Raw genomic sequence first — 13,974 nt, 5'->3', positions numbered from 1 at the left:
GCGACCTACCGCCAGGTGGCTGCTCCGGGAACGACCGTCGAGTGGGTGGTGGTCCTCGCGGGATCGACGCAGCTCTCCGTGGGGTGCCGCCACGACGACCCCGGCCGGGATGCGGTGATCGCCGCCTGCGCCCGCGTGGTGGCGACGCTGCGCAGCCCGCCCTGAGGCGGATCCAGGACGCCGAGTGGACGCCCATGGCGGTTCGCGCAGCCCTGCGGGCCCACTCGGGTGGTCGACGCGCGCGACTTCTTCCGAACCGCCCCCACGGCGCCGGGCGGGGTGTCACTGTCGACCAGCCGCGGCGGACGGGCCCGGCGATCGAGGAGGGAGCGGCCGGTGGCCGGACAGTTCGGGACCCAGACCCAGGTCATGCAGTCCGCGGGCCAGCAGGTGTTCGAGGTCCGTGACCAGATCACGGCGCAGCTCGGGCAGCTGCGGGCCCAGCTGGGGCCGCTGGAGGGCACCTGGCGGGGGGACGCGTCGGTCGCGTTCCACCAGCTGATGGCCCGGTGGAACGACGACGCCCGGCGCATCAACGCCGCGCTGTCCTCGATCGGTGAGTCGGTCCAGGCCTCGGGCGTGACCTACCGCGCCGCCGAGGACGAGATCGCGTCCACCACGTCCCGGATCGGCCAGGCCCTGACCTGATCCCGCAGGCACCGACACCACCACTGGTAGAGAGGACCCCGACGTGGACGAGATCCGCGTGACGTTCGGCGAGCTGACCGCCGCCCAGCAGAGCGTGACCAGCACCGCGACCCAGATCCAGGGCCGCCTGGACGACCTGAAGCGCCAGCTCGCGCCGCTCGTGGCCGACTGGACCGGCGCGGCCGCCGAGCAGTACCAGGCGCGCCAGCACGAGATCGACACGGCGATGGCCGACCTGACACAGGTGCTCAGCCAGATCGGTGGGCGCCTCGGGCAGGCCGAGCAGCTCTACCGGGCCACGGAGGCGCAGAACGCGATGCGCTACGCCTGAGCGGACCCGCCCCCGGCCCGGGGGTGGGTGACGGACGCTCGCGACGCTCCGCGTACTCTGGACAACCGTTGCGCGGTGAATGCACGCCGCGAGGGGTTCGCCGCGCGTGCGTCCCCGTTGACGTACCGCAGACCAGTATGACCGTGACGAGGTAGCTCCGTGCGCACGTTCAGTCCGAAGCCCGGCGACATCGACCGCGCCTGGCACGTCATCGACGCCTCCGACGTCGTCCTCGGTCGACTCGCGAGCCAGACGGCGCGACTGCTGCGGGGCAAGCACAAGCCCTCGTACGCGCCGCACATGGACAGCGGTGACTTCGTGGTGATCGTGAACGCCGAGAAGATCGCCCTGTCCGGCAACAAGCGTGACGACCGGTTCGTCTACCACCACAGCGGTTTCCCGGGCGGCCTGCGTGCCCGCTCGGTGGGTGAGGAGCTGGAGCGCTTCCCGAGCCGTCTCATCGAGAAGGCCGTGAAGGGCATGCTCCCCCACAACCGACTGGGACGGGCCATGGCGTCGAAGCTCAAGGTCTACGCCGGCCCCGAGCACCCGCACGCCGCCCAGAAGCCCGTGCCGTACGAGATCCGACAGGTGAGCCAGTGACCAGCCCCGACGACCCGAGCGTCGACCCCGAGACCGACGTCTCCTCCGAGACCGAGATCGCCTCCGAGGACGTCCCCGGCGAGGCCCCGACTTCGGGGCAGTCCCTCGCCGAGGCGGCCGACCTCCCCGACGTCGCCGAGCTGGAGGAGTCCGTCGCGACGGACGACGACGAGCTGGGTGCCGAGGTCTTCGGCGAGGCGCCCGCCCCGGTCTTCGCCACCATCGATCGCCCCATCCAGACGGTCGGCCGCCGCAAGAAGGCCATCGTCCGGGTGCGTCTCATGCCGGGCAGCGGCAAGCTGACGATGAACGGCAAGGCCTTCGACGAGTACTTCCCGAACAAGGTCCACCAGCAGCTCATCCGCGAGCCGCTGGTGAACACCGAGCGGACCGAGCAGTTCGACATCTTCGCCAACCTCACCGGTGGCGGGACGTCGGGCCAGGCCGGCGCGCTGCGGCTGGCCATCGCGCGTGCCCTGACGCTGGTCGATCCGGAGGACCGCCCGGGCCTGAAGAAGGCCGGCTTCCTCACCCGTGACCCGCGTGCCACGGAGCGCAAGAAGTACGGCCTCAAGAAGGCCCGAAAGGCTCCGCAGTACTCGAAGCGCTGATGGCGCGCCTGTTCGGAACGGACGGCGTCCGCGGCCTCGCGAACGCCGACCTGTCGCCCGAGCTGGCGCTCACGGTCGCGTCCGCTGCCGCCCGCGTGCTCGTCGAGCGCGCGGGCGGTGGTGCGTCGGCGCGCCCGTTGGCCGTCGTCGGGCGGGATCCGCGCGCGAGCGGGGAGATGCTCGAGGCCGCGGTCTGCGCAGGCCTGTCGGCCGCGGGCGCGGACGTGCAGCGCCTCGGCGTGCTGCCGACCCCCGCGCTCGCGTTCCTCACCGGGACCCTCGGGGCGGACCTCGGCGTCATGATCTCGGCGTCCCACAACGCGATGCCCGACAACGGCATCAAGCTCTTCGCCGCGGGCGGGCACAAGCTCCCGGACGCCGTCGAGGACGAGATCGAGGCCCACGCCGCCCGTCCTCCGCAGCCGGGCGAACGGCCGACCGGCCACGACATCGGCCGGGTCACCGACGTGCCGGACGCGCTCGCGCTGTACCTCGAGCACCTGCTCACGGCCACGCCGCACCGGCTCGACGGCGTGCACGTGGTCGTCGACTGCGCGCACGGTGCGGCCTCGTACGCCGCGCCTCGCGCCTACGAGCGCGCCGGGGCGCGCGTCACCACGCTGGCCGCGGAGCCCGACGGCTGGAACATCAACGAGGGCGTCGGCTCGACCCACCTCGAGGGCCTGTGCAAGGCGGTCGTCGAGCAGGGCGCCGACCTCGGTATCGCCCACGACGGCGACGCCGACCGCTGCCTCGCGGTCGCCGCGGACGGCAGCGTCGTCGACGGCGACCAGATCCTCGCCGTCCTCGCGACGACGATGCGGGACGCGGGCGAGCTCGTCGCGGACACCCTCGTCACGACGGTGATGAGCAACCTCGGCCTGCACATCGCGATGCGGGAGGCCGGGATCGCGGTCCGGACGACCGCCGTCGGCGACCGCTACGTGCTCGAGGAGCTGCGCTCCGGGTCGTTCTCCCTCGGTGGCGAACAGTCCGGTCACGTCGTGCTCCCGGCCCACGCCACCACCGGGGACGGCCTGCTCACCGGGCTGCGGATCATGGCCCGGATGGCCGCGACCGGCCGACCGCTGGCCGAGCTGGCCGGGGTGGTGCAGCGGTTGCCCCAGGTCCTGATCAACGTGCCGGTGCACGACAAGGCCGCCGTCGGCACCTCCGCGGACGTGGCCGAGGCCGTCGCCGCGGAGGAGGCCGCGCTCGCGGGCCGGGGGCGGGTATTGCTGCGTCCCTCGGGCACCGAGCAGCTGGTGCGGGTCATGGTCGAGGCGCCGACGGAGGCCATCGCCCGCGACGTCGCCGACCGCCTCGCCGGGCTCGTCGCGACCGTTCGCTGACCGGGACGGGTTCCGCCGCGCCCCGGTGTGGATCCGGGCGCACGGAGAGAGGACGCTGAACCCCGTGACGCGGCGTCCGGGGCGGCCAAGGGGCGGCACGGCCGGGCTGCACGCCGTGCCCCCGGCACGGCGCCTCGCCGACCTCGGCGTGGCCGACTCCGACACCCTGCTCGCGTCCGCGGACGGCGCCGTCGACGACGTCGTCGCCGTGCTCCCGGCACGCATCGCCCTGGCCGGCCCGGCCGGGCTCCCGGCGCCGCCGGTGGACGCCACCGGCCTGCGGTCCCGCCACACCGCCCAGCGCGGGGTGCGCTTCGCGGCCCTCGCCGCCGGCGCCGACGACCTCCGGGCGGCGGCCGACCGGGTCCGCGCCCGCCACCGGGCCCTGGCCGAGGAGGCGGGCACGCTCTGGGAGCGCTGGTCCGGGCCCTCCGCCGAGGACGTCGCCGACCGCGTGGTCTCCCTCGGTCGCGCCGCCCACGAGATCGTCACGCTGCTCGAGGAGACCGCGGAGACCGTGGAGGGGGCCGGGCTCGCCGTCGCGGACGACGTCGTGGCCCGGGCCGAGGCCGCGGGCGAGCTGGCCGAGGGGCTGCCCGCCCCGCCCGCGGACACCGACACCGTGGCCGCGCGCGCCTGGGCGGCCGACCTCGACGCCCGGCTGCACCGCTACCTGGGCGCCGCGGACCGGACCGATCGCTCGATCGCGGCCACCTGGCGCGACCTGGCCGAGCGGATCGGGGTCCTGCGCGCCCTGTCCGGGGACGACGGTCCCGACGAGCCCGCCGACGGCAGCGTCGCGGGCGCCCTGCCGCCCGAGCTGCTCGCGCTCCCGGAGATCCTCGCCGCGCTCGGCCCGCTGACCGGGGACGGGCCCGATCCCGGGACCGACGATCCCGAGGACCCCGACGACGACCCACCGGGCCGTGCGCTCGGTGTCGCTCAGACCGTCGACGACTCGCGGTAGACGCGCACGTCGGTGCCCTTGACCGAGCCGTCGGTGACGTCGGCGTAGCGCTTCTCGCCGGTCAGGTGGTGGAGCAGGAAACCGGTCAGCAGCCCGCGGACGGTGGCGGCGGTGGCCGGCTCCGGCTTGCCGTCGAGGACGAGGTCGCTCCAGTGCTTGCCCTCGACGATGCCGAGGTGCGTGGCCTTCTTCAGCGTCCGCAGCACCGAGGGCCCCGCCCAGGCGGCGGCGACGGGCTGCGCGCCCGCGGCCGGCGGCGCGACGAGGTCCTTGCCGAACGCGAGGTGCATGCCGGGGACGTGCACGGCCCGCGCGGCGTCCTGGGCCGACGGACGGGACTCCGAGAGCGCGATCGTCGCGACCGCCTTTACGGTGAGGTCAGAGCCGGACTCCCAGTACGGCTCGCCCACCGCCTGCACCCGGGTGTCGTGGGCGGTCACGCTCGCCGCGAGCACGGCCGCCCCGGCGCCCATGCCGTGCCCGGCGAGCCCGAGGCGGCGGGGGTCGACGCTCACGGCGGCACCCCGCGCCGTGCCGCCGAGGCGGACCGACGAGCAGACGTCGAGGGCGGTGCGCAGATCGGTGGCCAGCCGCCGGTGCGAGGCGAACGGACCGCGCTCGGTGTCCGGGGCCGCGGCGACGATCCCCCACGACGCCAGGTGGCGGAGCAGACCGAGGTAGCGCGAGGCCGGATTGAGCCAGTCGTGGCCGAACGCGATCGCGGGCAGACCCTCCCCCGAGGTGGGCGTGAACACGGTGCCGGGCAGGCCGACGAGCGCCAGCTCGCCGCGCAGCACCGGGTACGGACCCGGGCGCCCGAGCTCGGAGACGGTCTGCTTCGCGCTGGCCATGGCGCCGGACCCTAGAGCATCCGTACCGGCCCTGGCCTGCTGGAACACCCCGTGTCCGGTGCATTGCCGGCCACGTCACCCCGGGGTGGGGGGAGGGCGATCCCGCCGCGCCTATCCTCGGAGCCCGTGTGCGGCATCGTGGGGTACGTGGGCTGGCGCCCGGCACGCGACGTCCTGCTGGGCGGTCTGCGGCGGCTGGAGTACCGGGGGTACGACTCCGCGGGCATCGCGACGGTCCGGGCGGGCGGGGAGGACGCCGACCCGGACGTCATCGACGTGCACCGCGCCGCCGGGCCCCTGGACAACCTGGTGCGGGTCACCGACGCCGAGCCGGAGCGGACGGGCACCACCGCCCGGACCGGGATGGGCCACACCCGCTGGGCCACCCACGGCCCGCCGACCGACCGCAACGCCCACCCGCACCGGGACGCGAGCGGGCGGGTCGCGGTCGTCCACAACGGGATCATCGAGAACTTCGCCGCGCTGCGCGCCGAGCTCGAGGACGACGGCGTCGAGCTCGCGAGCGACACCGACACCGAGGTCGCGGCGCACCTCCTGGCCCGGGCACTCGACGAGTCGGGGCCCAGCGACGACCCGGCCGGGTTCACCGCCGCGGTCCGCCACGTGGTGAACCGCCTCGAGGGCGCCTTCACGCTCGTGTTCACCCACGCCGACCGGCCCGACGAGATCGTCGCCGCCCGGCGGTCCTCGCCGCTCGTCGTGGGGATCGGTGACGGCGAGACCTTCGTCGCCTCCGACGTCTCGGCCTTCATCGACCACACCCGCGACGCCGTCGAGCTCGGCCAGGACCAGATCGTCACCCTGACGCGCGAGGGCGCCGTCGTCACCGACTTCCACGGGGACCTCGCGCCCACCCGGCCTTTCCATGTCGACTGGGACATCGCCGCCGCCGAGAAGGGCGGCCACGACTTCTTCATGCAGAAGGAGATCGAGGAGCAGCCGGCGGCGCTGGCGGACACGCTGCGCGGGCACCTGGTCGACGGCCGGATCGTGCTCGACGAGCAGCGCCTCTCCGACCAGGAGCTGCGCGACATCGACAAGGTGTTCGTCGTCGCGTGCGGCACCGCGTACCACGCGGGCCTGCTCGCCAAGTACGCGATCGAGCACTGGTGCCGCATCCCGGTCGAGGTCGAGGTCGCCAGCGAGTTCCGCTACCGCGACCCGGTGCTCGACCGCTCCACCCTCGTCGTCGCGATCTCGCAGTCCGGCGAGACCGCTGACACCCTCGAGGCCGTGCGCCACGCCCGCGACCAGCGCGCCCGGGTCCTGGCGATCTGCAACACCAACGGTGCCCAGATCCCGCGCGAGTCCGACGCGGTGCTCTACACCCACGCCGGCCCCGAGGTCGGGGTCGCCGCGACGAAGACGTTCACGTCGCAGGTCGTCGCCTGCTACCTCGTCGGGCTCGCCCTCGCCCAGAACCGCGGCACGAAGTACGCCGACGAGGTCGAGCGCGAGTACCACCAGCTCACCGCGTCGGCGGACGCGGTGAAGGAGGTCCTCGCGACCGCGGTGGAGCCGACGCGCGAGCTGGCGCGCGAGCTGGCGGAGTCGAAGGCGGTGCTCTTCCTCGGCAGGCACGTCGGCTACCCGGTGGCCCTCGAGGGCGCGCTCAAGCTCAAGGAGCTCGCCTACATGCACGCCGAGGGCTTCGCGGCGGGCGAGCTCAAGCACGGGCCGATCGCACTGATCGAGCAGGACCTGCCCGTCGTCGTCGTGATGCCCTCGCCGCGGGGCCGGGCGACGCTGCACGCGAAGCTGCTCTCCAACATCCGCGAGATCCAGGCGCGCGGTGCGCGGACGATCGTCATCGCCGAGGCGGGGGACGAGACGGTGCGCCCGTTCGCGAGCGTGCTGATCGAGATGCCGGCGGTTCCCACCCTGATCCAGCCGCTGGTCGCCTCGGTGCCGCTGCAGGTGTTCTCCGCCGAGGTCGCGCGGGCCCGGGGCTACGACGTCGACAAGCCGCGCAACCTGGCGAAGTCGGTCACTGTCGAGTAGGCGCCTGCTCACCAGGCGACGAAGGAGCCACCGTGTACGGCGTCTGGACGCCCGAGCAGGTCGCCACCGCGGAGGAGCCGGTGCTCGCCCGCACCCGCGAGGGCGCGCTCATGCGCCGCGCCGCCTACGGCGCCGCCGGAGTCGCGGTGCGGATGCTCACCGAGCGGGCGGGCGGCGTGACGGGGCGCCGCGTCGTCGTCCTCGTCGGGGCGGGCAACAACGGCGGCGACGGGCTCTGGGCCGGAGTCGAGCTGCGCCGCCGCGGCGCCGGGGTCACGGCCGTGCTGCTGAACCCCGAGCGCGCCCACCCGGCCGGGCTCGAGGCCCTGCGCTGGGCGGGTGCCCGGGTCGTCACCACGCCGGAGACCGCCGTGACCGCGATCGGGCGCGCCCACCTGGTCCTCGACGCGATCGTCGGTATCTCCGCCCGCGGTGGCCTGCGCGCTCCCGCCGCACTGCTCGTCGGCGCCGCCGACGCCGCGGGGGTCCCGATCCTCGCGATCGACACCCCGAGCGGCGTCGACCCGCTGACCGGCACCGTGCCGGACGACCACGACGACGGGAGCCCCGCCGCGGTCACCGCGTCCGAGACCGTGACCTTCGGCGCCCGGAAGCCGGTCCACGTGCTCGCCCGCGGCCGGTGCGGCCCGGTGTCCCTCGTCGACATCGGCCTCGGCCCCGAGCTGCCGGCGGCCCCGCTCAGCGTCCTCGAGGCCGCCGACGTGGGCGCCGCCTGGCCGGTCCCGGGACCGGGCGACGACAAGTACACCCAGGGCGTCGTGGGGGTCGCCGCGGGCAGCGCGACCTACCCGGGTGCCGCCGTCCTCGCCTGCGGCGCGGCGTGCCTCGCCACGAGCGGGATGGTCCGCTACGCGGGCAGTGCCGCCGACGAGGTCCGCGCCGCCTGGCCCGAGGTGGTCGCCACGGAGCACGTCGCCGACGCGGGGCGGGTGCAGGCGTGGGCGGTCGGCCCGGGCCTGGGCACCGGCGACGACGGCGCCGCCACGCTGCGCCACGTGCTCGGCGCGGGGGTGCCGGTCCTCGCCGACGCCGACGCGGTCACCCTGCTCGGGGCGCACGCCGACCTGCGGGCGAAGGCCGCCGAGGTCCCCACCCTGGTCACCCCGCACGCCGGCGAGTTCGCCCGCCTCGTCGCGGACCTCGACCATCCGCCCGACCCCGCGCTCGACCGCGTCGACGCCGCCCGCCGGGCCGCCGCCGCGCTCGGGGTCACCGTGCTGCTCAAGGGCAACGCCACCGTCGTCGCCGCCCCGGACGGCCGTGTCCTGGTCCATCCCGCGGGCAGCTCCTGGCTGGCCACCGCGGGCTCGGGCGACGTCCTGTCCGGGGTCGCGGGCGCCCTGCTCGCCGCGGGCCTCGAGCCCTTCCTGGCCGCGGGCGCGGCGGCGTTCGTCCACGCCAGGGCAGCCGACCTCGGGGCGGGCACCCCCGGCGCCCCGGTGCCCGCCTCGCACGTGCAGGCCGGTCTGACCGAGGCCATCCGGTCGGTCCGCGCGGCGGCCGGCCTCACCCAGCTGGAGGGCTGATGGGCAACGCCCGGATCGAGGCCGTCGTGGACCTCGACGCCGTCCGTCACAACGTCTCGCTGCTCGCCGGGCTCGCCGGCGGCTCCGGGGCCTCGACGATGGCGGTGGTCAAGGCCGACGGGTACGGCCACGGTGCCGTCGAGGTGGCCCGGGCGGCGCTCGACGCCGGCGCCACGTGGCTCGGGGTGTGCACCCTCGAGGAGGCCGCCGAGCTGCGTGCGGGCGCCATCGCCGCGCCCCTGCTGTCGTGGTTGCACGTGCCCGACGAGGACATGACCGGTGCCGTCGCCACCGCGGTCGACCTCGGGATCGCCTCGCCGCGGGACCTCGCGGCCGCCGCGGGCGCTGGGCGGGCCGCCGGCCGCGCCGCCCGCATCCACCTCAAGATCGACACCGGGCTCTCCCGCAACGGCTGCGCCCCCGAGGACTGGGGCGGGCTGCTCGACGCCGTCGCCGGTCTCGCCGACGAGGGCGTCGTGGAGCCGGTGGCGGTGTGGTCGCACCTCGCGCACGCGGACGCCCCGACCCACCCCACCCTGGATCGTCAGGCGGCCCGTCTCGACGACGCCCACCGCGCCGCGACCACGCGCCTGGGCCGGCCCCTGCTCGCCCACCTCGCGAACTCGGCGGCGACGCTGACCCGTCCCGACCTGCACCGCGACCTCGTCCGCCCCGGTATCGCGGTGTACGGGCTCGATCCGGTCGACGGCGGGTCCGGCCACGACCTGCGCCCGGCCATGACCCTGCGCAGCCGGGTCGCCCTGGTGAAGACGGTGGCCGCGGGGGAGGGCGTCTCCTACGGCCACACCTGGACGACACCCGACCGACGGGTCCTCGCCCTCGTCCCGGCCGGGTACGCCGACGGGGTGCCGCGGCTGCTCGGGGCCACGGGGCGCCTCGCGGTGGCGATCGGCGGGATCCGCCGCCCGGTCGTCGGGCGCGTCTGCATGGACCAGGTCGTGGTGGACCTGGGGCCCGCCGGCGGGGCGCACGGGGTGGCCGAGGGTGACGAGGTCGTCCTGTTCGGACCGGGCGACGGCCGCGGCCCGGCCGACGGGGGACTTCCCACCGCCGCGGAATGGGCCGATCTGGTGGGCACCATCCACTACGAGATCGTCACCGGGGTCGGCGGACGGTCCCGGCTGCGACGGGTCACACGGGGCGTCCCGGAGGGTCGCGCACGCAACACACGGGGTGAATCCGGGACAGACGTGGTAGAAGGCCACCTATGGTGACGGCGGAGTCGGGGCTCCTGAGCGGGTCCGGGGACGCGGGCAGGGCATGAGTGACGACGATCGACGGCACACCGGGGGCATCATCGGTGCCATTGCCGGGACGGTTCTCGGCGGCGCCGCCGCGGCGGGCGCCGTCGGGGCGGGGGTCGCCCGCTCCCGGGTCGTGCGCACCCGGGCCGAGCTGGAGGAGTCCGAGGCCGCCCACCCCTCCCAGCTGGGCCTGCTGCCGAAGGGCCGCGACTCGTCCGTGGCGGCCGACGACGGCACCCGGCTCGCCGTCGAGGAGATCGAACCGGTCACCCCGGGCGTCGAGCCCGAGCTCACCGTGGTCCTCGTGCACGGGTTCTGTCAGGACCGCCGCTGCTGGCACTTCCAGCGCCGCATGCTCGCCGAGCTCACCGACCCCGCCGTGCGGGTGGTGCTCTACGACCAGCGCAGGCACGGGAGGTCGGGCCAGTGCCCGGCGCGCTCGTGCACGATCGCGCAGCTCGGGGCGGACCTCGACGCCGTCATCCGCGCCGTGGCCCCGGAAGGACCGCTCGTGCTCGTCGGCCACTCCATGGGCGGCATGACGATCATGGCCCTCGCCGAGCGCCATCCGGCGCTGTTCCGGGACCGGGTGCTCGGAGTCGTGCTGGCGAGCACCTCGGCCGGGGACGTCGCCACCGTCGGGCTCCAGCGCGCCGTGCTCTCGCACCGCAACCCCGCGGTCAACGTCATCGGCCGGCTCGCGCACTGGCGCCCGCAGACCGTCGACCGGGTCCGCAGGCTCGGCGGCAACGCCATCTGGGCGGTGGTGGCCCGGATGTCGTTCGGCGACCACGACACCGACCCCGCGATCGCCGACCTCGTCGCCCGGGTGATCGCGGAGACCCCGCTCGACGCGATCACGTCGTTCGCGAACACGCTCTCCACCCACGACCGGAAGGCCGCGCTGCGGGGGCTCTCGCAGTGCGAGGTGCTGGTCGCGTCGGGGACGAAGGACGTGATGATCCCGTTCTCGCACTCCGAGGTGATCGCGGCGGAGCTGCCGCGCGCGGAACTGCTGCCCCTGGAGGGCGCGGGACACATGGCGATGCTGGAGCAGCCCTCCGAGTTCGACGCGGCGCTGCTCGAGCTGCTGCGCCGCTGCACCCACCGCAGCCAGGTGCTGCGCCGGCTGCGACCCCACGACGCCGGATCCACGTCGCGGCGCCCGCGGTTGCGGCGCCCGCGGCGTCGCGCCTGACCGGCGACGGAAGCATCGTGGAGACCGAGCCCGACGCGGCAGGCGACCGGATCGTCGTCGACGATCTCGCGCCCGACGACGCCTCGACGTGCGCCCGGCTCGAGGCGGAGCTCTTCGGGGGAGACGACCCCTGGACCGCCTCGGCCTTCCGCGCCGAGCTGCACGCCGGCTACCCGTACCTGGCGGCGCGCTGGGTCGGGCACCCGGAGGGGCTCGTCGGGTACGCCGGGATCGCCCTGCTCCCGGCCCCGGCGTTCTCCCGCGAGCCGGGCGAGGCCGAGGTGCACACGATCGGGGTCGATCCGTCGGTGCAGGGCCACGGGGTCGGGCGCCGGCTGCTGCGGGGCCTGCTAGCGCGGGCCGACGCGATCGGCGCGGTCACCTTCCTCGAGGTGCGCACCGACAACGTCCCCGCGCTCTCGCTCTACGCCTCGGAGGGCTTCGAGGTGGTGGGTACCCGGCGCCGGTACTACGCCAGCGGGGCGGACGCGCACACCATGCGCCGCGCGGCACGCCCCCGTCGTTGATGGATTGGCACTCGCAGGGCTAGAGTGCCAATCGAACGGCATCGGAGCCGGCCCGACACCCGCGACGGCGGGTCGGCCCCGGGGTCCGTCACCCAAACCAGAACCAGCTGGACCCCAGATCGTGGAGGTCATCCCGTGGCGAGCGTGAACATCAAGCCGCTCGAGGACAAGATCGTGGTGCAGGCCTCTGAGGCCGAGACCACGACCGCGTCCGGCATCGTCATCCCTGACACCGCCAAGGAGAAGCCGCAGGAGGGCAAGGTCCTCGCGGTGGGCCCCGGGCGGGTCGACGACAAGGGCAACCGTATTCCGGTCGACGTCGCCGTGGGCGACGTCGTCATCTTCTCGAAGTACGGCGGCACCGAGATCAAGTACAACGGCGAGGACTACCTGGTCCTCTCGTCGCGTGACGTCCTGGCGGTCGTCAACTAGAGACCGCCCGAGCACTCCACCGCCCCGGTGACCCCCGCATCGCCGGGGGGCGCCGGGGCGGTGGTGTGTCCGCAGGCCGTCACCCACGAAAGGACGGGCAGTGCCCAAGCAGATCACGTTCGACGAGACGGCCCGCCGCGCGCTCGAGCGCGGGGTCGACCAGCTGGCCGCGGTGGTGAAGGTGACCCTCGGTCCGCGAGGGCGCCACGTCGTGCTCAGCAAGAGCTTCGGTGGTCCGACGATCACCAACGACGGCGTCACCATCGCCCGCGAGATCGACCTCGACGACCCCTTCGAGAACCTCGGCGTGCAGCTGGCGAAGACCGCCGCCACCAAGACGAACGACGTCGCCGGTGACGGCACCACGACGGCGACCGTGCTCGCCCAGGCCCTCGTGTCCGAGGGCCTGCGCAACCTCGCCGCGGGCGCGAACCCGACCGCCCTCGGCGCGGGCATGGCCGCCGCGGCCGAGAAGATCACCGAGGTGCTGCGCGAGCACGCCACCCCGGTCGACGGCAAGAAGGGCATCGCCTCGGTCGGTGCGGTCGCCTCGCGTGACCAGACGATCGGCGACCTCATCGGCGATGCCATGGAGAGGGTCGGGGAGGACGGTGTCATCACCGTCGAGGAGTCCTCGACGCTGGCCACCGAGCTGGAGATCACCGAGGGTCTGCAGTTCGACAAGGGCTACCTCTCGCCGTACTTCGTGACCGACTCCGAGTCGATGGAGGCGGTGCTCGAGGACGCGCACGTCCTGCTGCACCGCGACAAGATCGGCTCGATCCAGGACCTCCTCCCGCTGCTGGAGAAGGTCGTGGAGTCCGGCAAGCCGCTGCTGGTGATCGCCGAGGACCTCGAGGGCGAGGCGCTCTCGACCGTCGTCGTCAACGCCATCCGGAAGACGCTGAAGATCTGCGCCGTCAAGGCGCCGTTCTTCGGTGACCGGCGCAAGGCCTTCCTGGACGACCTCGCCGCGGCCACCGGCGCCACGGTGATCAACCCCGAGGTCGGGCTCAAGCTGTCCGAGGCGGGCCTCGACGTGCTGGGCAGCGTCCGGCGCGCGGTGGTCACCAAGGACGCGACCACGCTGGTCGAGGGCGGCGGGGACAAGGCGGCCGTCGAGGCCCGTGTCTCCCAGGTCCGCCGTGAGATCGCCGACTCCGACTCCGACTGGGACCGCGAGAAGCTCTCGGAGCGTCTCGCGAAGCTCGCGGGCGGCGTCGCGGTGGTCCAGGTGGGCGCGGCCACCGAGACCGAGCTCAAGGAGCGCAAGCACCGCATCGAGGACGCGGTCTCGGCCACCCGTGCGGCGGTCGAGGAGGGCATCGTCCCCGGCGGCGGTTCCGCGCTGCTACACGCCTCGGCCGAACTGGCCGGTGGCCTCGGGTTGACCGGGGACTCCGCGACCGGGGTGGCCATCGTGCGCCGCGCGCTGCAGGCGCCAGTTCGGTGGATCGCCGCGAACGCCGGGCAGGAGGGGCCGGTGATCGTTTCCAAGGTCGCCGAGCAGCCTTGGGGGAGTGGCTACAACGCCGCCACGCTGTCCTTCGGTGACCTGGTCGCCGAGGGCATCGTGGACCCGGCCAAGGTCACCAAGTCGGCGGTGATCAACGCCGCGTC

The 13,974-nt window shown here is 74.6% G+C and carries 14 protein-coding genes; 13 read left to right on the top strand and 1 reads right to left on the bottom strand.

Annotated features, from left to right (window positions below; translation table 11 throughout):
* The first annotated feature begins 336 nt into the window (after window positions 1–336).
* The 6 genes from VGI02_RS19245 (at window position 337) to VGI02_RS19220 (ending at window position 4,512) form a co-directional block, all read left to right on the top strand.
* Window positions 337–648, top strand: coding sequence for a WXG100 family type VII secretion target (locus tag VGI02_RS19245; RefSeq protein WP_331629802.1), 312 nt, complete (start codon window positions 337–339; stop codon window positions 646–648).
* A gap of 43 nt (window positions 649–691) precedes the next feature.
* Entirely contained in the window at window positions 692–979 is a 288-nt protein-coding gene (locus VGI02_RS19240) for a WXG100 family type VII secretion target (RefSeq protein WP_331629800.1), read from the top strand.
* Window positions 980–1,138: 159 nt separating this feature from the next.
* A complete protein-coding gene (gene rplM, locus VGI02_RS19235; RefSeq protein WP_331629798.1) occupies window positions 1,139–1,582 on the top strand; it encodes a 50S ribosomal protein L13 in 444 nt (147 codons plus the stop codon).
* On the top strand, window positions 1,579–2,193 hold the full coding sequence (gene rpsI / locus VGI02_RS19230) for a 30S ribosomal protein S9 (protein ID WP_331629796.1): 615 nt from the start codon (window positions 1,579–1,581) through the stop codon (window positions 2,191–2,193). The genes rplM and rpsI overlap by 4 nt, the downstream gene beginning before the upstream one ends.
* A complete protein-coding gene (gene glmM / locus VGI02_RS19225; RefSeq protein WP_331629794.1) occupies window positions 2,193–3,545 on the top strand; it encodes a phosphoglucosamine mutase in 1,353 nt (450 codons plus the stop codon). Before rpsI ends, glmM begins: the two co-directional genes overlap by 1 nt.
* A gap of 64 nt (window positions 3,546–3,609) precedes the next feature.
* Window positions 3,610–4,512, top strand: coding sequence for a WXG100 family type VII secretion target (locus VGI02_RS19220; protein WP_331629792.1), 903 nt, complete (start codon window positions 3,610–3,612; stop codon window positions 4,510–4,512).
* Here VGI02_RS19220 and VGI02_RS19215 read toward each other — a convergent pair.
* Window positions 4,488–5,363: a dienelactone hydrolase family protein gene (locus VGI02_RS19215; RefSeq protein WP_331629790.1), complete on the bottom strand. Its 876-nt coding sequence runs from the start codon at window positions 5,361–5,363 to the stop codon at window positions 4,488–4,490. The two genes, VGI02_RS19220 and VGI02_RS19215, sit on opposite strands and share 25 nt — an antisense overlap.
* 126 nt (window positions 5,364–5,489) lie before the next feature.
* Here VGI02_RS19215 and glmS point away from each other — a divergent pair, with 126 nt between their 5' ends.
* The 7 genes from glmS to groL form a co-directional block, all read left to right on the top strand.
* A complete protein-coding gene (gene glmS / locus VGI02_RS19210) occupies window positions 5,490–7,385 on the top strand; it encodes a glutamine--fructose-6-phosphate transaminase (isomerizing) (RefSeq protein WP_331629787.1) in 1,896 nt (631 codons plus the stop codon).
* 32 nt (window positions 7,386–7,417) lie between these two features.
* Entirely contained in the window at window positions 7,418–8,932 is a 1,515-nt protein-coding gene (locus tag VGI02_RS19205) for an NAD(P)H-hydrate dehydratase (protein WP_331629785.1), read from the top strand.
* A complete protein-coding gene (alr, locus tag VGI02_RS19200) occupies window positions 8,932–10,167 on the top strand; it encodes an alanine racemase (RefSeq protein ID WP_331629783.1) in 1,236 nt (411 codons plus the stop codon). The genes VGI02_RS19205 and alr overlap by 1 nt, the downstream gene beginning before the upstream one ends.
* A gap of 46 nt (window positions 10,168–10,213) precedes the next feature.
* Window positions 10,214–11,395 (top strand): alpha/beta fold hydrolase, encoded by a 1,182-nt coding sequence (locus VGI02_RS19195; RefSeq protein ID WP_331629781.1) that lies wholly within the window; start codon window positions 10,214–10,216, stop codon window positions 11,393–11,395.
* Between the two features lie 17 nt (window positions 11,396–11,412).
* A complete protein-coding gene (rimI, locus tag VGI02_RS19190) occupies window positions 11,413–11,922 on the top strand; it encodes a ribosomal protein S18-alanine N-acetyltransferase (RefSeq protein ID WP_331629779.1) in 510 nt (169 codons plus the stop codon).
* Window positions 11,923–12,057: 135 nt separating this feature from the next.
* Window positions 12,058–12,354 carry a co-chaperone GroES gene (groES, locus tag VGI02_RS19185; protein WP_331629777.1) on the top strand — a complete coding sequence of 99 codons (297 nt, stop codon included), beginning with the start codon at window positions 12,058–12,060 and terminating at the stop codon, window positions 12,352–12,354.
* A 100-nt stretch (window positions 12,355–12,454) separates the two neighbouring features.
* The coding region (gene groL / locus VGI02_RS19180) for a chaperonin GroEL (protein WP_331629775.1) at window positions 12,455–13,974 on the top strand (1,520 nt) is incomplete at its 3' end.

It is taken from the genome of Actinomycetospora sp., from assembly GCF_036497245.1.
Taxonomy (GTDB): Bacteria; Actinomycetota; Actinomycetes; order Mycobacteriales; family Pseudonocardiaceae; genus Actinomycetospora.
This window is presented reverse-complemented; position numbering and strand designations above follow the sequence as displayed.

Excerpts from the sequence above, each read along its gene's own strand:
- glmM (WP_331629794.1), top strand. The coding sequence starts at position 2,193 with ATGGCGCGCCTGTTCGGAACGGACGGCGTCCGCGGCCTCGCGAACGCC.
- VGI02_RS19215 (WP_331629790.1), bottom strand. The coding sequence starts at position 5,363 with ATGGCCAGCGCGAAGCAGACCGTCTCCGAGCTCGGGCGCCCGGGTCCG.
- alr (WP_331629783.1), top strand. The coding sequence starts at position 8,932 with ATGGGCAACGCCCGGATCGAGGCCGTCGTGGACCTCGACGCCGTCCGT.
- VGI02_RS19195 (WP_331629781.1), top strand. The coding sequence starts at position 10,214 with ATGAGTGACGACGATCGACGGCACACCGGGGGCATCATCGGTGCCATT.